Annotated in this window: 16 protein-coding genes, 1 tRNA gene and 3 pseudogenes; 9 read left to right on the top strand and 11 right to left on the bottom strand. The window is 65.5% G+C overall.

All coding sequences use genetic code 11. The features are described from left to right. Positions 1 to 42 precede the first annotated feature (42 nt). From DFJ67_RS17525 to DFJ67_RS17515, 3 genes are read left to right on the top strand one after another with little or no spacing between them, the layout of a single operon-like run. Positions 43 to 852, top strand: coding sequence for a thioredoxin-like domain-containing protein (locus tag DFJ67_RS17525; protein ID WP_116068962.1), 810 nt, complete (start codon positions 43 to 45; stop codon positions 850 to 852). Between the two features lie 3 nt (positions 853 to 855). Beyond that, entirely contained in the window at positions 856 to 1,518 is a 663-nt protein-coding gene (locus tag DFJ67_RS17520) for a DUF305 domain-containing protein (RefSeq protein WP_116068961.1), read from the top strand. 45 nt (positions 1,519 to 1,563) lie between these two features. After that, positions 1,564 to 2,238: a COG3415 family protein gene (locus tag DFJ67_RS17515; RefSeq protein WP_116068960.1), complete on the top strand. Its 675-nt coding sequence runs from the start codon at positions 1,564 to 1,566 to the stop codon at positions 2,236 to 2,238. On the opposite strand, the gene DFJ67_RS42765 is transcribed toward DFJ67_RS17515, so the two are convergent. After that, the gene (locus DFJ67_RS42765; RefSeq protein WP_170215693.1) at positions 2,235 to 2,780 is read right to left on the bottom strand and encodes a hypothetical protein; all 546 of its coding nucleotides are present in this window, start codon (positions 2,778 to 2,780) and stop codon (positions 2,235 to 2,237) included. The genes DFJ67_RS17515 and DFJ67_RS42765 overlap by 4 nt on opposite strands. 171 nt (positions 2,781 to 2,951) lie before the next feature. Here DFJ67_RS42765 and DFJ67_RS17505 point away from each other — a divergent pair. Next, positions 2,952 to 3,023: transfer RNA gene (locus tag DFJ67_RS17505), tRNA-Arg, on the top strand. An 879-nt stretch (positions 3,024 to 3,902) separates the two neighbouring features. Here DFJ67_RS17505 and DFJ67_RS44715 read toward each other — a convergent pair. The 4 genes and pseudogenes from DFJ67_RS44715 to DFJ67_RS43810 form a co-directional block, all read right to left on the bottom strand. Further along, positions 3,903 to 4,700, bottom strand: a pseudogene (locus DFJ67_RS44715) (recombinase family protein); the annotation flags it as partial. A gap of 812 nt (positions 4,701 to 5,512) precedes the next feature. Continuing rightward, complete coding sequence (locus tag DFJ67_RS17490; protein ID WP_116068957.1) at positions 5,513 to 6,505, bottom strand: IS481 family transposase; 993 nt, start codon at positions 6,503 to 6,505, stop codon at positions 5,513 to 5,515. A gap of 634 nt (positions 6,506 to 7,139) precedes the next feature. Then, on the bottom strand, positions 7,140 to 8,783 hold the full coding sequence (locus DFJ67_RS17485) for a UvrD-helicase domain-containing protein (RefSeq protein ID WP_116068956.1): 1,644 nt from the start codon (positions 8,781 to 8,783) through the stop codon (positions 7,140 to 7,142). Further along, positions 8,780 to 10,489 carry a hypothetical protein gene (locus DFJ67_RS43810; protein ID WP_239097160.1) on the bottom strand — a complete coding sequence of 570 codons (1,710 nt, stop codon included), beginning with the start codon at positions 10,487 to 10,489 and terminating at the stop codon, positions 8,780 to 8,782. Before DFJ67_RS43810 ends, DFJ67_RS17485 begins: the two co-directional genes overlap by 4 nt. A 413-nt stretch (positions 10,490 to 10,902) precedes the next feature. Here DFJ67_RS43810 and DFJ67_RS17475 point away from each other — a divergent pair, with 413 nt between their 5' ends. Continuing rightward, positions 10,903 to 11,658, top strand: coding sequence for a competence protein CoiA (locus DFJ67_RS17475; protein WP_116068955.1), 756 nt, complete (start codon positions 10,903 to 10,905; stop codon positions 11,656 to 11,658). Between the two features lie 512 nt (positions 11,659 to 12,170). Here DFJ67_RS17475 and DFJ67_RS42315 read toward each other — a convergent pair. The 6 genes from DFJ67_RS42315 to DFJ67_RS17460 form a co-directional block, all read right to left on the bottom strand. After that, positions 12,171 to 12,896 (bottom strand): hypothetical protein, encoded by a 726-nt coding sequence (locus tag DFJ67_RS42315; RefSeq protein ID WP_147315535.1) that lies wholly within the window; start codon positions 12,894 to 12,896, stop codon positions 12,171 to 12,173. Continuing rightward, positions 12,880 to 13,296, bottom strand: coding sequence for a hypothetical protein (locus DFJ67_RS42310; protein WP_147315534.1), 417 nt, complete (start codon positions 13,294 to 13,296; stop codon positions 12,880 to 12,882). Before DFJ67_RS42310 ends, DFJ67_RS42315 begins: the two co-directional genes overlap by 17 nt. A gap of 364 nt (positions 13,297 to 13,660) precedes the next feature. Continuing rightward, entirely contained in the window at positions 13,661 to 13,804 is a 144-nt protein-coding gene (locus DFJ67_RS42760) for a hypothetical protein (protein WP_170215899.1), read from the bottom strand. A 32-nt stretch (positions 13,805 to 13,836) separates the two neighbouring features. Further along, positions 13,837 to 14,448: a hypothetical protein gene (locus tag DFJ67_RS17470; RefSeq protein WP_116068954.1), complete on the bottom strand. Its 612-nt coding sequence runs from the start codon at positions 14,446 to 14,448 to the stop codon at positions 13,837 to 13,839. 262 nt (positions 14,449 to 14,710) lie between these two features. Continuing rightward, entirely contained in the window at positions 14,711 to 15,400 is a 690-nt protein-coding gene (locus DFJ67_RS17465) for a hypothetical protein (protein WP_116068953.1), read from the bottom strand. Beyond that, positions 15,397 to 15,897, bottom strand: a complete 501-nt coding sequence (locus DFJ67_RS17460) for a hypothetical protein (RefSeq protein ID WP_116068952.1) — start codon at positions 15,895 to 15,897, stop codon at positions 15,397 to 15,399. The genes DFJ67_RS17465 and DFJ67_RS17460 overlap by 4 nt, the downstream gene beginning before the upstream one ends. 182 nt (positions 15,898 to 16,079) lie before the next feature. Here DFJ67_RS17460 and DFJ67_RS44710 point away from each other — a divergent pair. The 4 genes and pseudogenes from DFJ67_RS44710 to DFJ67_RS17450 all read left to right on the top strand — a co-directional run. Beyond that, a pseudogene (locus DFJ67_RS44710) lies at positions 16,080 to 16,652 on the top strand (type ISP restriction/modification enzyme); the annotation flags it as partial. Positions 16,653 to 16,840: 188 nt separating this feature from the next. Continuing rightward, positions 16,841 to 17,176: pseudogene (locus DFJ67_RS44705) on the top strand (hypothetical protein); the annotation flags it as partial. Between the two features lie 152 nt (positions 17,177 to 17,328). Further along, a complete protein-coding gene (locus DFJ67_RS17455; RefSeq protein WP_116068951.1) occupies positions 17,329 to 18,450 on the top strand; it encodes a DUF4268 domain-containing protein in 1,122 nt (373 codons plus the stop codon). Between the two features lie 226 nt (positions 18,451 to 18,676). After that, positions 18,677 to 20,065, top strand: coding sequence for a hypothetical protein (locus tag DFJ67_RS17450; protein WP_116068950.1), 1,389 nt, complete (start codon positions 18,677 to 18,679; stop codon positions 20,063 to 20,065). The last annotated feature ends 661 nt before the right edge of the window (positions 20,066 to 20,726 follow it).

Genomic DNA, 20,726 nt, shown 5'->3' with positions numbered 1-20,726 from the left:
GATGATGCATCCCCCCATCACCGACCGACCTGACGAGGCACCATGAGCATCAGCACTCCGGCCGGCGACTCGAGCCGTCAGACCGCGCCACCCGCAGCCAAGAAGGCCACGGCCGGTGCGGGGCGACCCCCGTCCGCACGCCCCGGTGGTGGTGGCGGTGGCCGACCCACCGGTGGCGCCCGACCGGGTGGCGGTGGCCGCCCGCGCAAGCCCGTGACCCCCGTGAAGGTCAGCCAGGGCCGCAGCTGGGGCCCGATCGCGCTGTTCGCGGCCGTGGGTGTCATCGCGGCGGCGATCATCGGGTACGGCGTCTACGCCGTCACGGTCGGCCCCAAGACCTGGCAGGACAAGGCCGACGGCATCCCCGGCATCGCCAACTTCCGCAAGTCCGACCCCAAGCTCGTCGACACCCGATCGCACAAGAGCGGCTCGATCCAATACCCGCAGTCGCCCCCGGTCGCCGGTGACCACAACGTGAGCTGGCAGAACTGCATGGGCGACGTCTACGACGCGCAGATCGCCAACGAGAACGCGGTGCACAGCCTCGAGCACGGCGCGGTCTGGGTCACCTACCGGCCTGACCTGCCCAAGGATCAGGTCGACGCGCTCGCATCCAAGGTGCAGGGCCAGGAGTTCACGATGATGAGCCCCTTCCCGGGGCTCGACAAGCCGATCTCGCTCCAGGCCTGGGGATACCAGCTCAAGGTCGACAACGCGAGCGACAAGCGGATCGACGACTTCATCCGCGCGCTGCGGACCAACGCCACGATGGAACCCGGCGTCGGCTGCTCGGGCGGCGTGACCGCGACCGGGACGACCCCCCGGGAGCTCCAGCAGCCACAAGGGCAGTGATCAATGAGCACGACGTACGACGATCCCGTGGTTAATGGTGTCGAGTCCGACCCGGTTGTTCCGCGGGGGCGGCGTCCGCTGACCATCGCGGCCGCGGTCGTCGCCGCCGTGCTCGTGCTCATAGCCGTCTTCGGAGCGGGGTGGTTCGCGCACTCGCGCAGCCACCCCGGCGACGACTCGGTCGAGGCGGGCTTCGCCCGCGACATGTCGACCCACCACGCCCAGGCCGTCGAGATGTCGATGCTGGCGCTCAACAAGAGCACCCAGCCCGACCTGCGCCTGCTGGCGGGCGAGATCGTCCAGGCGCAGCAGGCCCAGATCGGCATGATGCAGACCTGGCTGCGCGAGTGGAACCTCGAGCCGACCGGGCACAAGCCGCCGATGAGCTGGATGAAAGACGGCGCCAGCCTCATGAAGAACGGCCTCATGCCCGGCATGGCCAGCGCCGAAGACATGACGAGGTTGCGCAACGCCACGGGCGCCGACTTCGACCAGCTCTTCCTGCACCTGATGCAGCAACATCACCTGGGCGGCATCCACATGGTCGACGGCATCCTGGCCGTCTCCCACGAGGGCGACGTCACCTGGCTGGCCCAGGCGATGGCCAACAACCAGCGCGCCGAACTCGAGTTCATCCAGCAAATCCTCACCAAGATCGGCGCTTAGCGTAGTTGGTCCGTTACCCCCCGTGGTGACCGTCGTTGAACGAACATGGGGGCACTTCTCGACCCGCGCAGCTCGGCGCTGAGTTGGTGCCGACGCGAGCGCATCGGTGGTGACGGCGCGCTGGCCGCCGGCCCACGCGCCGGGCGGGTGGTCACACTCACCCGCCCGCAAGAACTCGCACTGATAGACACGATCCGCGGCCGCTTCCCCGCCGATCTGGACCTGCCGGGCGACCTTTGGACCCGCCGTACCGTCGGCGCCCTGGCCTCTGGCCTTTCCGGGGCCACCCTGTCGCCCGCTCGGGTGAACCGGTTGCTGTCCGCCTGGGGCGCGGTCGCCCGCGACCCCGTCGACCGCGCCTGCCCGATGTGCGCGGGCGCTGTGGCGCAGTGGATGACCAGCGCCTACCCGGCGATCGCGGAAACGGCGGCCGCGCACCGGGCGGAGGTGCACTGGGTCGGGCGGACCCGCCTCTGCGGCGTCACGCCTGCCGCCGACGTTGTCACTTCCGTCGCCGGCCCGCCTGGCCGCACCCGGATCAGCTTCATGATCGCCCCTGGCGGCCCGCTGGCGGCGCTACCGCGCGCCTTCCTGACCCGGCTGACCCGCGACCGCACCGCACACGCCATCGTGGACGGCTCCTGGGCGACCTGGCAGCTTCCGCGCCGGCTCATCCACCGGGTGGTGATCCACCCGATGCCGAGCTGCGAGCGGCGTTAGTGTCCGTGGTCGGCGGTCTCCCGGCGGTTGCGCAGTCCGACGAGGGCGACACCCGCGGCGATCAGCCCAACGCCGATCAACAGGACGCTGCCGACGGCCATTCCGGTGGCCTGGGGGTCAGTGTCGCCGTCTCCGCCGCCGGTGCCCGATCCCCCGCTGGGCACGACCGCGGTGGCGGTAGGCAGAACGGTCGGCGGCAGCACATCACTGCGCAGGGCCGCCTGACGGCCGGCTGACCGGTTGGCGCCCGCGACCGCCCCGTTCACGGCGACGTTGACGATCGCGTCGCGGATCGTCGCGGGGCCGGCCGGCGCTGGCGCGAGTTCCGGCTTGGGCGGGGATGCCGTTGGGGCGCTGTCGCTCTCCGCGGTCACCTCCGCCGGCCGCATCGGCGCGGCCGCCATGATCGGGTTGTGCCGGGCCGCGGGTGCCGGTTCTCCGGCACCAGGGGCCAGTTGATCAGCCCAGGCAGGCCCCACACCGCCCAGCAGGGCAGCAACCACCGCCACAGCGGTGAGTGCGAGCGCGGGCCGCCAACGCATGATCCCCCAGCCTCCGTATTTGCCCGGACGACACATGCTTCTCGGCGGCCGACACCCGGCGCATCCACTGAAGAGACAGCTTCCGCCGCAGCTCGGACCCCGGATAAGGCACCTCCCGGGTGCCACCGAACGCCGCCGGTCGGATCCCTGGTACTCTTTCTCGGTCGCTGAGCCCCCGTAGCTCAGGGGATAGAGCACCGCCCTCCGGAGGCGGGGGCGCAGGTTCGAATCCTGCCGGGGGCACTTCCTTAAACTGTGCGCTGCGGTGTCGCCAGCGTGTGAGTCCTCCCCGTTTCCGCGTTCTGGTGTTGGCTGTCCCCAGTTCGCCACCCGGGTAAGTTCCTCGATCAGTTGTCCGCTGATCTCGGCCTTGAGTGTTGCGCGTCGGCTGCGGTGGTCGTAGTGGATCTCGACCCGGAAGGCGTCGAGGAACCTGCGGAGGCGGTCGGCCGCCAGCTCGTTGAGATCGATCTCGACCAGCGGTAGCAGGTCGAGCAGGGAGACATCGTTGGTCGGCGGTTCAGGCGCCGCCGCACGGTGTGCGGCGAGGGCGTTGGCCGCCTCTGCCATCTCCCGATCAAGCTCTTTGACGCGGCGGTTCATGCGTGCGAAAAAGTGGCCATCGGCGTCAGCGTTTCTCTCCAGGGCACGAAGCAGGTTGTCGGCTGACCTTTCGAGCTCGGCCACCCGTCGTTCTAAGACGATCTCCGCTTGGCGGTGGGCTGCGGCGGCGTGTGTTGCGGCCGCGGGCAGGCTTGCCGCGACGAGTTGGACGCGGTCGGGTCCGAGAACGTGGGTGTTAAAGAAGTGGGACACGACATCGGTGAGTTTGCGCTCGTTGACCCATACGGTGGCGGGGTGGCCGTCCGGACGGACTCGTCCCCGAGGCTGGCAGTAGCTGTAGGGGGTGCCGGCGTGGTTGCGTTTGCCGTGCATGCGCGTTCCGCAGGGTGAGCAGTACACGTAGGACCGAAGGCGGTAGACGCTTTTCGTCTGTCGATGTGGGTTGAGGGCCATCGCGCCAAGATCCGCACGGGCCCTGTCGCGTCGCCGTGGCGTGGGCTGCGCGGCGAGGAAGAGTTCGACGTCTACGAGCGCCTCGTGTACGGGGCGACTGGAGATGACCCACTCGTCACGCGGGTTCAACTTGCCGGGACTTTGCTTGTCCTTGGTGGCGCGGCGGTTCCAGACCATGTGACCGGTGTACTTCGGGTTGAGCAGGATCTCGCGCACCGATGGCGGGCTCCATCGGCCCAGCGCTCGGGTGGGGTCAACCGGCTCCGGTGGTGGGTTCTCAGTGAGGTCCTCGTTCAACCTGCTGGCGATCATGCGGTAGGAGAGACCGTCGTTGGCGCGCATCTCGAAGATTCGCGTGACGACCGGGCCGCGCACGGTATCGGGCGTGAGCTTGGTCTTGTGCTTGCCCTCGGCTCGTTTGGCAGGAACCGGGTGGCGGATTCGCTCGGCGCGGTAACCGTAGGGCGGCTTGCCGACGTTAAAGCCCTGGTCCGTGTGGATCTCGATGCCATTGCGGGACTTCTCCAGCATTTCGAGCACGTACCACTCGGCGACACCTTGCTTGGCGCGGCGCAGCAGCACCATGCCGGCCTTCTTCTCGATGCGGCCCGTCCGCGCTGATCGCATAACCGGCTCGTCCGCGGCAATCAGCGGAATGCCAAGCTGTTCGAGGTCGTGTTCGATCTTCGTGCTCTGGTAGGTCAGCCGTGCGATGCGGTCGATGGATTCGCAGATGACCCCATCGAACCTACGGTCGGGCCGCTGAGCCTCGGCAAGCAAGTCGGCGATCCCGCCGTCGCGTGGGATGTCGATGTCGAAGTTGCGCCAAGCAGAGCTACTCCCCCGAGCGCCGAGAGCCTTGCGTGAGGTCTCCACGTCCCAGAAGTGCAGCCTGATCTCCATGTCGTCGCCCAGCGCGACGTGGCAGGAGCGCAGCTGCCTGGGTAGCGAAATTGTCGGGTCTTGGACCTCATCGTCCGAGGTTCTTCCCATCCAGGCCAGCCGCAGCCGGCGCGGTTCGGGAGTGTCGACGACACGAGCCTGGAGCCAGGTCGCGAGCTTGGCAGAATCCGCTTCGCTGTTCTCAGTCATGTCGACCGAGGTGGCCTTCGAGTGAACCAACCGACAACCTCCAGAATGGCGTTGACCTGTTCGGCCGCTAACCGCCTGCCATCTGCCCCGCCAACAATAGTGATGTCAAAATCTAATTCTAATGCCGATTGGTCGATATTCGACGTACCCGTCGGGGCACGTTTTGTCGACAATTCGGATTCGACATCGTCCACGGTGCAATTAATTGGGTCGGCGGATGCCGTCCCATTGGTTTGTTGATCGCTCGCGTCAACCACGGATTTCCCTTGGCGATGGGAACGCGCGTTACCGCGTCCACAGACGTTTCGGCCATGGGTTCTCCTTTCGAGTCATGGGGGCGAACTTTTACGGGCCCCGGCAAAGCCGCGGAGTGCCCGGCTTGATGTGGTCGGTGTAGACGCGCCATTGCTACTGGTGGCAGGGCAGGGATGACCGGTTCAGATGATCATCAAGGTCCACAGGCACGCGGCCAACGGCCATCACCTGCTGGCCTCAGCAGGCGACAACCGCTCGGTGTGTCGAGGACGCCAATGCCCGCCAGGCGATCGCCGGGCTGGGTCGACACCGCGGCCCGCTCGGCGACTGGCCGACGCAGCTTCCGCGACTGTCAGAGCGTTGCGGGCCTAGATGTACTGCCCGGAGAGGTTGGTTAACCGGGTGATTGGTGGCTGGCCTCCGAGGGCGGTGTGGGGGCGGTGGTGGTTGTAGGTGTGCAGCCAGGCGGGTAGGGCGGCGCGGCGGGCGGCTTCGGATGGGTAGGGTCGCACGAACGCCCATTCGTTGATCATGGTGCGGTTGAACCGTTCCGCTTTGCCGTTGGTTTGTGGCCAGTAGGGCCGGGTGTACCTGGTTGCGACGCCGAGTTGCGCGCAGGCCTGGCGCCAGGCGCGGGATCGGTAGCAGGAACCGTTGTCGGACAGCACCCGTTCGATGGTGACGCCGCGGGTGGCGAACCAGGCCACGGCGCGGCGCCAGAAGCCGATCGCGGTGTCGGCGGTCTCGTCGTCGTGGATTTCGGCGTAGGCCAGGCGGGTGTGGTCGTCGATGGCGGTGTGGACGTAGGCGTGGCCCATCAGCACGTTGTGGTGTCGGTTGCGGCCTTTGCCGCCGTCGGTGGTCTTGTTGCGGCGGCCCTGGACCCGGCCGACGGTCCGCCAGCCGCCACCGGTCGGGATGTTGCCCAGCTTCTTGACATCGGTGTGGACCAGCTCGCCGGGTCGGTCGCGTTCATAGCGGACCACGGGTTCGCCGGTGCGTCTGTCCAGCAGGCTCAGCCGGTTGATCCGGCAGCGGACTAGCACCGCGTGGACCGTTGATGCCGCGACACCGACGATCGCGGCGATCCCGACCGGCCCGAGCCGGCGTTTGCATCGCAGATGCACGATTTTGCGGACGGTTGGTTGCGGGGTGCGTGCCGGGCTGGAATGGGGCCGGCTGGACCGGTCGGTCATGCCGTCCGGGCCAGCCAGCCGGTAGCGGTCGGCCCACCGTTTCGCGGTCGGCCAGGACACCTGGAACCATTCCGCGGCCCGGGCCACCGGCCAGTTCTCATCAACGATCAGACGCGCCATACGCAGTCGCTGACGCGGCGTCAACGCGGCATTAGCGTGGAGCACCGAAGGACCTCCTTGGCTGGGTGTGTGCTGTGGTAGCTCCACACCTGCCAGGAGGTTCTTCGCCGATCAAGACCCGTCACACGATCTCGTCACACAACCAACGTCCCCGGGCAGTACACCTAGACCTGGTTTTGAGCGCGAGTAGCGGACCCGTTTGGGCGGGTGGGAGTTTGGGTCCCGGTATCTGCACGCGGATTCCATTGGGCGTCAGTTTGGGACCCGGTCTGATCTAGCGTCGGGGTGATGATCGGGCCGACGCCCTCGCATAGAGATCACCAACTACACGGGGTGGTATTCGCGCACAGCAGCGTCCGGATCTGCTGATGAGCACGCTTGCCCCCCGCCTTTGGCGGCGATGGCGTGGCAACATCGTCGGGACCCTGACATATCGGTTCGTCCATGCGCCGCATCGCCTTGCTGCGATCAGCCGGCGGACGAGCGGCTGAGAGGATGCGGCACATGATCATGAAGCGGACTGGGCGGCCAGCGGGCGTACTCGGTGTGGACTGCCCAACCGGGTGAGGTATGCATTCCGACGCTAGCCGCGTGGTGCTCGTCCGGACCTTGCGAGGTTTTGCCGACGGGTTTGTGAGCGTCTTGCTGGCCCACTATCGCTGGCGCGTTCGGAAGAGTGTCAGGAAGCCAACTTGATCAGCGGCGCAACAAGTGGCTGGGGATTGTCGCCGAACAGAAGCACGACTGTTCTGCGGCGCGCGCGGCTGAGCACCACGTAGAGCAGTTTAGAGGAGTTGACGAACGGCTCGTACCGTTCGAAGCCGTAGAAGTCGCTGCTGCGCAGGACGACGATGGTAGCGTCTGCTTCCCGGCCCTTGGTCTGGTAAAGGCCCATGAGCTGGACTGACGCCGCCGGTTCGCCAACCACATGGGTGAGTAGACCGGCGCGGTGGTCGGAGATTGCTGCGGCGAGGTGCTCGAGCGCTTCGGCAGGGTCGGCGTGACGGCGCGAAGCCCGTGCCACCAACGGTTCCAGTAACTGCGCCGCGTTTTGCCAGTGTTTTTCCCCTTGAGGAAGGCCAAGGGCGGTGTGCGCGGCGGCGGCGCGCTGCGCAGCATCGCCGATCTGGTCGGCTAGCAGAGCGTCGCGGAGTTCGGTGAGACGCCGGTCCAACGTGGCTGGCATAGCACGGCGCCCGAGGAGCATCCACGCGAGGTCGGGCGCATTCTTCCCGCGCACCGAGCTAGCGACAAACACCGCAAGCTGCTGCCTGACGAGCTCCCATTCCTCAGCCCGAGCGGCGAAACGGAGCATCGCGTGCTGAGCCTCAAGGGCCGCGGTAAGACATTCGGGCAGGCCGACGATCTCGTGGTCGATGACGCGTTGGGTGAGCTGGTCGGACAAGCCGGTCGTCGCGTCAACGTGGTGGCTGAATACGCCGACTGTGGCGCCTTCCTCCCGCAAGTTCTGTACCACCTCGGCCACGACGTCGGCTTCCCTGTCCAGCGGTAGGCCAGCGCGAACCAGCAGCCGGCCGCTGTCCAGGGCGGCTCTGACCGCATCATGCTCGAACTCACGGCGACGAATGGCCGCCGCGGCGGCCGGCAAGATATTGCTCGGATCCCGATGCGAAACGTCCGGCAAGTCGATGCGACGGGCCGCGGGCATGGCCATCGCGGCGTCCAGCCGTTGGGGACCTACGCCAACTGCGTCGGGCAGGTCGCTGTAGATGCACTGGTTCGGATCGCCTAGTAGCAGAAGCCGCGCCGCACCGCGGATGCTGCTCAGCAGGTCGAACTGGCAGTCGTCCGTGTCCTGGAACTCATCGCTGACGATGATCGACCAACGGCCCTGCAGGTGTTCGCGAACGGCGGGCACCGCGCACAGATCGAGCGCGCGGGGCATCATGTCGCGGTAGCGGAGAGTGTCTTCCGCTCGAAATAGCTTGGCCTCGGCGTCGGTCAGCATCTGTGGGTCGGCTAAGCCGATCACGCCTCCCCAGCGGATCAGTAACCGCCACGCGAAGGCGTGGAAGGTGGTGATTTCGATTCGCGACAGATATGGGCCGAGCACGTCGGCCGTCCGATCAAGGATCTGTGCCACCGATGAGCGCGAGAACGACAAGAACAACGCCCGCGCGACCGGCAGCCGCCCCCGTCCGCTCACCGCAGCGGCGCGTTCACGATCGACGCGCTCCAAGTGCGCACGCACTGCGGCGGCCGCGGTGGTGGTCTTTCCCGTCCCCGCGCCGCCGCACACCAGCAGGACCGGATCACCGGAATCGATGATCTTCCGTTGTTCTTCACTGGGCTTGTAGGTCATGGCAGATCGACCAGTCCGGTGGTGGCGGGTGGATTCGCGAGGGTATCGAGGACCTTCTTGGCTAGCGGTGGCGTCTTCCCGCGGGGCAGTGCGTCGACGAATGGCTGGTGTAGGCCGCCCTTGCTCTTGAGCGCTTTCACGATCGCCTCCGCCAAGTCGGCGTCGGCAATCGCACTGACGGTGATCCCGACCAACCCGTGCTCGGTCACCAGCCGCTCGAACGCGGTCCGCAGCCGGGAGACGTCGACACCGCTGACCAATGCCTTCTCGACCGAGGAGTGCTTTGGCAGCCGGATTACGTGCTCGGCCAGTGCGGTCAACTCGGCGATCAGCGCGGCGTCTCCGCCGGGCTTGTCGTTGTCAAGGACTACCCGTACATGGAATCCGAGCGCTGTAGCGAGCCGGGCCAGCTTTGGCAGTTCGTCCTTGCCGCCGTCGCCGTTGGCAGGTGCGACCATCCGCACTCCGTACGCTGCTGGCGGGGCAATGTCGTTGCGTAGCCGCCGGTCTGCGACCGCGGTGTAACCCTCCAGGTCGTGAGGGCCTTCGAGCAGCCCTACCGTACGGGCGGTCATCGCCGGGAGCAGTAGCGGGTGCAAGTACCGACGGGCCGCCCGCTCTTTACGGTCGGTTGTGGCGGCCAGTTGATGCGCTCGCCGCTGGCCGTGGCTTCGGGTCAGCCGGATCATCTCCTCCGGCGCGAACGCACGAACCGCCTCGGGCCGGCGGGTGGAGAGCCACACCTGCCCGCTATTGCGGCGCAGGCGGGAGGCCAGGTACTCGGCAGATGCGGCGTCTAGGTCGTCGCCGAAGTCGTCGCCGAGGACAATCGCCCCTGGCTCGGCTGCGGACACCACCGCCTCGGCTGCGGTCAACACACCGGTGGTGGTCGAGCCGTGTGCGGTAAGCGGGAGCGGGCCAGCGCTGTCCAAGGCGACTGTCGGGCGCATGGCGCGCAAGATTGCGCTGACGGATCCGTCGTCGGTTGCGAACCCAATATCATCCGCGGGCACGGTGCTGCTCATTTCCAGCAACTGCGCGGCCCCGGCGTCCAGGACCTCCTCGATGGTCTTGCGGATCCCGCTGCTCGCAACCAGGGCGTCGGTTGCCGCATCCATGTCCGTGCCGAGCTTGGTCAACGCCGCCAGCAGGTCCGGTTCGTCAGCATCGGCCACCAACCGGCGGAAGACCCCTTCAGGCCGCAGCTGCAGCGGCGCACGCCGGTCGAGCACGATTGGAGCCAGCAGCTCCCGCTCGGCGCGCGACGCCCGGGTTCCGGTCTTGGGGTACTCCACCCAGTGTTCGGCGGTCTCGCTCGCCGGGTCGTAACGAAGCCGGTAACACAACCGCAGACCCATCACTGCCTCGTCCGCCTGCTCGTGCGCTGCGAGCAGGCCCGTCTCTGGGTCGATCAGATCCAGCCAGTTCTCAAGCTCCTGTTCGACCACCGCGTTGAGGTCCACGAGCGTCACCTCGACCTCGGTCAGCTCCTCGAGGTCCTCGCCAGCCGGCGGGAAGGGCCGGTACACGTCCAGTACATCCGGCCTGGCCATCGTGCTCCGCGGCTCAAGCACCCGACGAAGACCGGTGATCATGTCGGTCCGGCCGGCGCGCGGCTCGCCGACCACCACCGCGTGCCCAACTGGGCACAGCACCATGTCCGCGAAGCCTCGGAAGCGCTGCAGGCGAACCCTGACTACGCGCATGGCGACGCCACCTCCCTTGATCACAGCTGTGAGAACGGCCGCCGGTCTGCTGCGGCATGGCCTTAGGCCCACTCGGAGGGGCATACCTTGTGGAGAGCCCTTACCGAGGCCGAAGCCATCTTGCCGCAGAATCCTCACGTCGCACACCCGACTTGCGTGTCGCTGTTCTCGGAAGAGTGACCCCAGCTAGTCTCGCGAGTCCAAGATCCCGGCACGGCCCACGCCTAGGCCTTCACCTGGGTACTTATGACCTGTCCGCGGACCCGAGGCTAAGCGACGGCGGCGTGAGTACCTCGCGCGTGTTGAACGTCTCGACTTGACCGCCCTGTAGCGCCATTCTTCGAAGCAAACCCGACCGCACCGGGAAGGAGATCCGCGATGACCGCCACGATCACGATCCCCTGGGTCATGTCATGCTGGTAGCCCTCTCGCCCGTTGGTCCGGTCGAAGCCGAACGTGACCTAGCCGACGACGAGTTCTCTTGCCCGCTCTGCCAACACCTCGTCGTCCTCAAGCGAGGACGCGTCAAGATCGCCCATTTCGCTCACGCACCTGGCGCCGACTGCATCGCGGTCGGCGAGAGCCCACGCCACCTGTTGGCCAAGAAGGTCCTCGCCGAGCAGTTCCGCGGCCTCGGCTACCACGTCGAACTCGAACAGATCCACAGCGATGGTGAGCGTCGTGTCGACGTCGCGGTGTGGTCGGACAAAAGCCGCCAGTGGGTCGCCGTCGAGGTTCAGGACTCGCCGATTTCCGTCGAGGCAATGAAGGCTCGCGCCCAACTCGACCGCCGAGCCGGCTTCCTGGGTACGGCGTGGGTCTGGACAGGCCGTCGCTTTGACCTTCTGCTGCCCATCCAGGACGGCGCTGAGGCCCGGATTCCACCGGAGATGCGCTGGTTTAACAACCGCTACAAGGCAGGCGTCTTCCTCCTCGACGCGCCGAACGAGGAGATGTGGTGGGTCCAGTTCGGATCGGCGGGTCGTGAGGGGAGCAGCTACGACTGGTACGAGCAAGGCGGCACGCTGTCCGGCGTCGACTACCCGGGCCGGACCCTCGTGGCGACAAAGCGCCTCTTCCCGGAGCGTGTCTCGTTTCGTCTGGAACCGATTGAGAGCCCGTGGCACAAACCCCACAAGCCGGACTGGGGGATCGTGTTCACGCCGTAACCCATTCTGCTCTTGCGCGCAGTAACCCCAAGCCCAACCGAAGGAGGTCACCGTGGCCGGCGAGTACACCGTCCTAGAGGCGCTCGGCGGCGACGCCGGCAAGCAGCCCAACCCCACAGCGGACCGCACTCGGTTCGAACGGTGAGGCTCACGCCCATAGAGTCGGTGCCACCGAGACGGGCCTCCCGCCGACGCGGACGGAGACGATCATGTGGCAACAGCGATGAAATCCCCCTCCTGTCTGGGACCGTATCCGCGCTGCGGCGCGCACTAACGATGGTGGGCTGGCGGCTCGCGCGCTTGCTCGGTCGACCAGACCCACTCGCTCGGGTCGTTCCAGCGGTGGCGGTTCTCGTGGCCCAACGCGATGTCCTCGACGCCGAGGAGGACCTCATTGGTGCGCAGACGGTTCCAGACCTGCCGGCCCTTGGACGGCGTCGATTTAACGTCTTTTCGGCGTCAACCACCCGTTCCTCGGCCGGTCAATCCTCGGGTTTGGCGCGCAACAACAGCTACCGGGCCTTCTGCATCTTGAAGATGCTTACCGTGGAGTCGAGGACGCCCATGGAAATGGCGGTATCGAGGTTGCTGACGATGGCTACTCGTAGCCCTCGGGATGGGTATGCCTTAATTATATTCTCGGAGGTGCCACTTAGGCCGCGCGTGGAGAAAAGCGTGGGTGGAAAATGTTTATCCCGCCGGAAGCCGTACGGTACTCGTCCGCTCAAGAAGGCAGGAGCGATTTCGTGAACGATCCCCAAAAAATGCGCCAGCAGCATTGGGTATACGGGGAATGCCTTCACCTCGGCAAGCGTCATTAAATCCGTGCTGCCCGCTTGCCACTGTCGTTTACCGACCGGGGCGATCTCAGTGCCCTGTCGAATTACACCTACGTCCACCACATAAATTCCGCCGTCGTGGTTGTAGGCGCTCTGTACAGGAAGGTTAGCGTGTAGCTCCCATCCCAAGGCATGCCCGGATCCAGCCACCTCGAACCAGGAGTAGTTGCGTGGGTTCCCGGTGGTTGTTGCTTTGAATATGAAGCGATTGCGACGGTCGAGATTTGCCGGCTGAACAGCGTATCCCATGCTCTGATAATGGTGGGCGCTGGCCATGAGGGCTGCAATCTCAAGCAACTGAAAATTTCGGCGGACCAGTTCATAGAGTGTCGCGCGATGGCGTTGCATGAAGCCGGCTAGCCCATTCAAGATGGCGTTACCGTCAATGGTTGCGCTCATGTACCTTCCTAGCAAGGCTCTTCAGCGTGCTGGATGCCAGCAGATCCCGTATTCCAATCTCTTGAGCCGTGTTCCACAGGTCGTTACTCATGCGCCGCAACTGTCGGTCATATGCCGAGTCGCCAGTAATTTCTACTGAGCCAACGGCGATGGAGGAGAACATCCCGGCCCTCGTTGTCGCCCGAATAGTTCTGCTCTGAAAGTCTATTAAATGCGCCAGTTTTCTAAAGGTTGCGACTATTACGAAGACCGAACGCTCGTCTGCCGTTGGCCGTTTGCACCCTGCATCACCAAAACTCTTGGAGGCAAGATTCTGGACACCTCTGGCATACTGGGATAATTCGCGACGTATAGGTGCCGGGGCGTCAGCCAAAAAGCCCTCAATCTGTTTGGCCGTCATGTTCGAACGGTAGCGGAAAACCGGCCGCACTGGGTCACACCGGCTCGACCACCCAGTTACGCAGACGGTATCGGCGTCCTCTGGCAGATCTGGACGAGTCGCGTAGGTTCATCGCCGCACCACACGGCATCGAGGAGATACTATGCGCAGGGGGCGTCGCGTCGCCTTCCTTGGCCGCCCGCCCCATGGGGTGCTCCGGTAACTCGATCTTTAGGAGGCCAGGGAACAGCATCGTCGGGTTTGGCTTTGTTGAGGTGCGACGCTCGGCGGTGGAGGTGTCGGTCGGGCGGTAGGACAAAGTAGTCACGGATGCTCCCGGCAGCGTCGTCCCAACCCAAACGACTGGTCTTCCTGCGAGCGACGTCTAGGTCGACGCGCACATGCGATTGCCCAGCCGGGAGAGAGTTAATTCGATCTCGTCTTGCTGGAACCTGAAGTCGCCCGAGATGTGTATGGCGACCACCTGATACAACTCACCCGTCTCGTCGTGACGCAGGAAGTAGTCCAAGGCCCCGAGCTTGATCCCAAGCTCGAAGTCCGTCAGGTGTTCCCGTCTGGGATGGTGATGGGCCTCGATAATGATCCACCGGGCGACGGAGTCCATCTCGGCCGTCTCTTGCGCGAGAACCCCAAGCGGGCCGATGTACTCGCCGTCCTCGCCGTAGACCTTCGTGCCGTACGCGCCTGTACTACATGCTCCTCTTCGCCGCGCACGACCCCAAGTGTGTAGTGCGTTGGGGTGTAGTTGACCGAGTCGGCGTACAGCCGCTTGATGACCTGCTGGCCGTCGACCATGACGATCTCGGGAGTGAGTGCCTCCACCCTGCCGTGCTCCAGCGCCACCCTCGTCAGGGCCGTCCTGCTGAACCCTGCTCGCGATACCAGTACAAGCTTATGGGTCGGCAGCCGCCGGTGCTTGTCGATCTGCTGCTCCACCCAATCCACCGACGCGCGCCGGCTCCGCTGGTTCACTTCATACGAGATGACGATTGCGTCGCCGTCTGCCTCGGCTTCTACGACGATGTCGACCTCACGCTCGCCGAGGTCGGGGTCGCACATGAGCTTCGACTCGCTCACTGTCACGCCAGGGCCGGCGTAGTGCTGCCGGATGAGATGCACAATCGCCTGGAACGGCGTCGTCCTTTTGGGCACTCCACGGAGGATAGTCCTGATCGACAGGGGTCCGGACAACTCGGCGGTGCTCGCGTCTGTGCAGAAGCGGCTGGACGCCGGATCGGGCCGGTGGATTCAGCTGGTCGGCAACCACGAGTCCCAATATCTTGGCGGTGAGGCGTTCTGGCCAGAGCAACTGACGCCCAGCGACGCTGATCTGCGGCGCGCGTGGTGGATGAAGGAATGGTTGCGGGTCGCTGCCGCGGTGCGTACCGCCGAGGGAGAGGACCTTCTGAGAAGGTCAGACCTCGTGGCCGAAGTCGTACTCGGCAACCCACGCCTTGAACGCTTCGCGGATGTGTGCGCGAACGTATGTCTGAAACCGGGTACCTGGCATCGCACCGAACTCGAACGGCAGGCGGTTAGCATGGCTGAGGCACTTGCGCGCGTGCGTCGAGAACGAATTCGTCACGAACAGGCTCGCCATCGACGGCGGGAAGCTTCGCCGCATGCCAACATACTTGAGCGCCTCGTCGCGAGGGACGCCGAGGGGGTAGTACTTGCCCTCGATAGTCAGTACACAGCCAGACGGCTTCGGAAGTTGCCGCTTGTCCCGGCTGTGACGGGCCGCATTCGTGTCGATCAGCAGCACGTCCGACTCGCCGTCAAAGTTCTTCCACTGAACCTTCACCCGCAGATGGACCTCAATCGGGCGGGCGGCCCCGAAGTACAGCACCGCATGCGTAAACGACCGTCTTCCTCGGCCGTGAATGACGCCAGGCGCACCCCGAAAGACGAGATCCTGCACCTCCTTCTCGTAGCAATCCTCGTAGATCACCCTTCCGCCGCACTCCGCCGCCGTCGCGATCACCTGCGCAAACAGGAAACCCTCGTAGATGCGGTCAGCCGCGTCAGCCCGAGTGAACGGTGTCGCCACACCCTGCATCGCGTCTGCCAGCTCGGTGAGCAGTGCACCAACGGGATCCGTCACAGCGGCACCACCGCCTGACGCAGGGCAGCCAGCGCGCCAACGACACGTTGCCGGTTCTGCACCGCAGCGGCCGTCTCGGGCTGCCAAGCGACGACGATATCGTCGTCGCCTTCGTCCAGGGCAGTAACAATCTGCTCGGGAACCGGGACCCGTCCCCGGAAACCATCCGTCAGTACACGCACCGTCTCCGCACGAAGGTTCGGTAGATCGCGGTACACCGCGAGCATCGCGTCGAGCAGCAGCAGGACGCGTTCCTGATCAGTGTATGGACGCTCCACGATCTCGGGTTCGACCCGGCTGCGCTCGTCCGGCCGCACGCCGTACCCGTACATGTAGCCACCACGACGCTGGTAATAGCTACTGCCGCCGGCAGTCGCCGAATCGGCATGGCCCTCGGCGACTGCGGCGTCCACCGCCTGCACTACCCAGCTCAGCCCGTGTTCGGCGCACAACTGCCGTAGATTCTGGTCGACTCGTGCCAGCTCTGACGCCTCCATCAGCGAGGCTCTCTCCGGATCTCTCGCAGCGCTTACGCCGCATCGGTTGATAGCCGGCGCGCCATGCCTCTCGCAGCTCTACACCATAGTGGACGCTGGGAAGGGCGCCCTCGAACTCCACGACCGAGCGTAACGTCGCGGTCTAGGGTGCTTGCGGCGTTGTGACCTGACTGGCGAACGCAATGGATCTATCCGATCTCATCAGGACGAGCTCGCGGCCGGTTGGAGTTGCTCGCAGGCTGGGCCTCATTGCGACACCTGGTACCTGCAGAGCCTCTCGGACCGGTCTGGGCCGACACCGCCCCCGGGCTGGTCCTAATTGCAACCCCACACTGGCCCCGTACGACGAGCCGCTGGAGCTCAACCCGACACCGCCCCCATGGGCTGGTCTCATTGCGACCGCAACTCAAAACGTGACGGCCTCGACGGCGTTGCGAACCGAGGCGGCCGTGAGCCTCTCGAGCTGCTTGACCTGCCAGGCAGCGCGAACGCCATCGCTGAACCTGCCGAAGAAGTCGATGCCGTCCTGCTTGTCCCCTGGCACACTCGTCGGTGAGCTCGCCCGCGCCCACCGACGAACGCCAGCGCCCGGCGACCTCTTCGCATACGTCGCCGGCATCGTCTCCCACCCTGGATATACCCGACGCTTTCTCCATGAACTCGAACAGCTTGGAATCCGCGTCCCACTTACTTCCGACGCCAAGCTGTGGCAGCAAGCCGTCGCCGTCGGACACAACGTCCTGTGGCTGCACACCTTCGGATGCTGTACCGCCGATGGGAAGACCGCCCGCCCTTCGTTCCGGGACTTCGTCGACGCCTTCGGGCCGAAGGTGATCGCCGAAATCCCGGACACTCACGGGGACCTACCCGATGTGATCGATCATGACCCCGAGACCGACACCCTGATCATCGGACGCGGCCGCCTACACACCCGGTCAGCGAGCCCGCGTGGCGCTACGACGTCGGAGGTATGCGCGTCCTCCGCCATTGGTTTAACTACCGCAACGCCGACCAACGCTACCGAAGACGGTCGTCCCCACTCGACGACGACAACGCCCCATCCTGGGCCCCTAATCTCACCGACGAACTACTCGAGATCATCACCGTGCTCCACCAACCCGTCGCGCTCGAACCACGTCAAGACGACCTCCTCGACCGGATCTGCCGCGGACCACTGATTTCGACAACGACTCTCGCGGCAGCCGGAGTCCTACCCGTTTCGGCATCGGCCCACAAACTCACTGCCAAGACAAACACGCAACCGCAAAGCCTGTTCTGACGTTGACTTCCGCTTCGCTGACGTGTGCCTCCGTGACCACGACACCGATCGTCAGATGCACCGTGACGGGTTGTGGTTGCGGCCGGCTGGACAGACTGACCCCGCCTCCGCGGCAGATGAGGTCGTCGGGTCCAGCGGTGTAACTTGCCGGAATGCCAATCGATCCCAGCGCCAGCCCGTCGCCAACAGCGGCGGAGACTGCCACAGCGGAGACTGTGGATCAGGGTGCGGTAAGCGCCGTTGACGACGGTTCCGGCCTTACACCGGCGGAGCCGCCGACGATGCAGTTGACCAGTCTGCAGCCAGTCACAGTCACCACCGTGTGGCCGACCGAGGCGCACCATTTCACGCCCTGGCTGCTGGCCAATTCCGCCCTGCTCAGCCAGACGCTTGGCATGGACGTCGAACTCGAGGCACGGGAGTACAAGGTCGGAAAGTTCTCTTTGGACCTGATCGGCCGCGAGGTCGCCACCGACACCCCCGTCATCGTCGAGAACCAGTACGGGCCGACCGACCACAGCCACCTAGGCCAGATCCTCACTTACGCCGGCGGGACCAAGCCCACCACCATCATCTGGGTGGCCGAGTCGTTCCGGGAGGAACACCGGGCCGCCCTTGAATGGCTAAACACCCACACGGAACCCGGCATCCGGTTCTTTGGCATCCGGATCACCGCGGTCACCCTCGCCGGCGCCCCTGCCGGGCTGGTCGCCCCATTGCTGGAACTCGTGGTCAAACCGAACGACTGGGAGAAACTCGCGGTCGCGGCCACCCAGTCCGGTGCCGCCGCCCACACACCCGCCCAAGCCCTCTACCTTGAGTTCTGGTCTCAGTTCGAACCCTCGGCCAAACAACACGGCTGGACCAGCGGCGCCGCGCCCGCCGCCAACTGGTGGAGCATGCCCAGCGGCGTCAGCGGCGCCTCCTGGACCGTATCTTGGGCAACCTTCGGCGGACGCTCCGAGATTTACTTCGGCCACCCTGACCCCGCCGTCAATCTGACCCGCTGGCAGCTACTCGACCATCTCCGCGACCAAATCACCGCCGCCTACGGGGATGAGCTATTCTTCGACGCCCTTCCCGAGAAGAAGGGCTGCCGCATCGAGGCTCGCCGCACCGGTCCGAAGATCACCGACCGCAACGCCTGGCCCGACATGCTCACATGGCTTGTCGACAGCCAGACTCGTCTTCGCACCGCCATCGCCAGCGTTGGCGGCGTACCCAACACCGTCTCCGCACCGCTACCAGCAGACGACGTCGACGCTGAACGTTGACCTGCGCAGGTCTTCAGCGCGCGCGTCGATGCTGACGAGGTCCACATAGCATCAGCCCTGCCGTGACTTACAAAGCGGATCCCGGCAGATCGGAGAGACCCGCCGAGACTTAGAGGGCGGCCTGCGGAAATTGGGCGACAGCCAAGCGTCGGCTCCTATATCCTGTCTGGCTCGGCATGAGGTCCGGGCATGGCGAATGTCATCGGCACCTCGCAGACAGGCCGACATGCAGATCACTTCCCTAGCACAGCTACGCGAGACCGACGAACGTACCCAGCGCTTCACCCCGCTGGGCCTCGGCCTAGATCGCATGCTGACCCCGGAATCTGCCGCCACCTACCACCAGGAAACGGTTGCCCAGATTGACCTCGCGGACGCCGTGGCACAGGGGACGCGCGATGCCTTCGAACGACTGCGCAAAATCCGCGCGTACGGGGTGCTCTGCTACGAGATCTACACCCTGGTCAACGACCATGCGTTGCTGGTCATCGAGCAGGCACTGCGGGATCGGTTCATCCACTTCCACGACGGCTCATGCACCTTCGTGCACCGCGACGGCCACGAGAAGACGATCACCATCACCGACTACGACGACGTATACAAAGCGGCCAAGCGATTCCCAGCGCGACGCGGTTACCAGCTGGTTGTGGGACGTGGCCCTGCCGCTGTCGAGTTCAATGGCATGCTCGATGGTCTGCGCAAATGGGCCCGGGCCGCTGGAGTGCTCCGCGGGCAGCGCAACCGCCGGATCGAGCAGGTGCTCGCGACCCTACGGAACTCAGTCGCCCACCCCTCATCGACGCACCTGCTTACCCCGGTCGACTGCGCCGAGACGTTGCGCGACCTGGCCGAGTTCATCAATCAGCTTTGGGGCGTGCCCACGCCGGGAGGCCGTCTCTACCCAGCGCCGGTCGAGCGCGACGCGCTGTTTATCGGCTGGAACGCCAACGGCAGTGTGACCCTAGCTCCAGCCGATCACCTCAGCGCCGGCCTAGTTCGTCTCGACCAGATCGAACAGTGCGCGATCGTCCGCGCCGTCTTCTGCCCGGGAACCCGCCTGGAGGACCCCGACCTCTATTACTTTGACAGTCGATACGAAAACACCCGGCTACCGACCGAGTACCTGTGGGGCCCGGGCAGCCCCACAGAAGCCGCCACCTGGCTGACCACCACCAGCCCGACACGGGACTTCGTGGACCTACTCGATCAGGTCTTCGCCATCCGACATGAAGGCGACCGCGTGTACCGACCCATGAAACCGGGTGTGGTCGCGTTACTCGACCCAGCCGACCAGAGCGGCCATTGGTACCTCGTCCAAGCCGATACCCCTCAGGACGCCTACCTCCACATCCGGCAGATTCTGGCGGCCGAGCCAGGATGCAGCCAAAGCGGTGAATGCCCGGCATGCCCAATCGAGATCCTCGACCAAGGCACCGTCAAGGAGCTCGTCGGCCGCGGCCAGCTCACCCCGACATGCACCGCGCTGCCTCCGGTCTTCTGTCTTCGCGACGACATTCCGTCCTGGCAACCAGCACCGCTACGCACCAACCGCGAGCCGGCGCCAAGGAGGAGGAGGAGGAGGAGGAGCAACCGCCACCGTGGTGACGTCGGATGACGGCGCGCGGGACGCTCACAGCTATCTCACCGAATCGGCGATAACCGTTACTGTTTGCCGTTCGTCCTCCGGCGGCGGGAGGGTCACGGGCTTACCCACCCCCGTACCGGTGTGACTCACGTGCGTAGGTCCCCACACCAGCGGCCCCGCGCGGCACCCCCTGCAGCGCGGTCAATCGCCAACGTACACGTCCGTGACCAGGGACAACCGCCTGGACGGTGCGCAGTTGTGGGTTGTATCCCGCCATCGAGATCAACCTGCGCCTCGGTCGCATACGCCCAGCTCAGGGCCAGTGCCTCGGCGCGTCTGAGGGCGCGTTTCGGGTCGCGAGCGTCGTGTCGGGGTGGGGTTCGAACCTGTGCTCAGGTCTCCGCGCCTTCATGGTCGCGGCTTCGACGACGTTCTTTGGGTGACCTCGCCGAGGCCGCGTCCCGTTCTCTTACCCGGCCGGCCATCTCGCGCGTTCCGTGCGGCCAGTTGCGCCTGATGAGGGCGAAGACGTCGCGTCTGCTGCCTCACCTCGACCGGCGGCGGGCGTTCGTGGATCGGGGTCGATGCAGCGCGCCGAGAATGCCGAGGCCTAGTCCGAAAGCGCCCCCGAACGCTACTCCAGCGGATAGCACGGCTTCGGCTGCTGGCGCGCCAACGCTGCTCTTGAGCA

The sequence above is a fragment of the Asanoa ferruginea genome (assembly GCF_003387075.1).
Lineage (GTDB): Bacteria > Actinomycetota > Actinomycetes > Mycobacteriales > Micromonosporaceae > Asanoa > Asanoa ferruginea.
The sequence above is the reverse complement of the archived record's forward strand: the minus strand, read 5'-3'. Positions and strand labels throughout refer to the sequence as shown.

Coding starts and splice junctions, on each gene's coding strand:
- DFJ67_RS17525 (WP_116068962.1), top strand. CDS start 43: ATGAGCATCAGCACTCCGGCCGGCGACTCGAGCCGTCAGACCGCGCCA.
- DFJ67_RS17520 (WP_116068961.1), top strand. CDS start 856: ATGAGCACGACGTACGACGATCCCGTGGTTAATGGTGTCGAGTCCGAC.
- DFJ67_RS17515 (WP_116068960.1), top strand. CDS start 1,564: ATGGGGGCACTTCTCGACCCGCGCAGCTCGGCGCTGAGTTGGTGCCGA.
- DFJ67_RS42765 (WP_170215693.1), bottom strand. CDS start 2,780: ATGCGTTGGCGGCCCGCGCTCGCACTCACCGCTGTGGCGGTGGTTGCT.
- DFJ67_RS17485 (WP_116068956.1), bottom strand. CDS start 8,783: ATGACCTACAAGCCCAGTGAAGAACAACGGAAGATCATCGATTCCGGT.
- DFJ67_RS43810 (WP_239097160.1), bottom strand. CDS start 10,489: ATGCGCGTAGTCAGGGTTCGCCTGCAGCGCTTCCGAGGCTTCGCGGAC.
- DFJ67_RS17475 (WP_116068955.1), top strand. CDS start 10,903: ATGCTGGTAGCCCTCTCGCCCGTTGGTCCGGTCGAAGCCGAACGTGAC.
- DFJ67_RS42315 (WP_147315535.1), bottom strand. CDS start 12,896: ATGAGCGCAACCATTGACGGTAACGCCATCTTGAATGGGCTAGCCGGC.
- DFJ67_RS42310 (WP_147315534.1), bottom strand. CDS start 13,296: ATGACGGCCAAACAGATTGAGGGCTTTTTGGCTGACGCCCCGGCACCT.
- DFJ67_RS17460 (WP_116068952.1), bottom strand. CDS start 15,897: ATGGAGGCGTCAGAGCTGGCACGAGTCGACCAGAATCTACGGCAGTTG.
- DFJ67_RS17455 (WP_116068951.1), top strand. CDS start 17,329: ATGCCAATCGATCCCAGCGCCAGCCCGTCGCCAACAGCGGCGGAGACT.
- DFJ67_RS17450 (WP_116068950.1), top strand. CDS start 18,677: ATGCAGATCACTTCCCTAGCACAGCTACGCGAGACCGACGAACGTACC.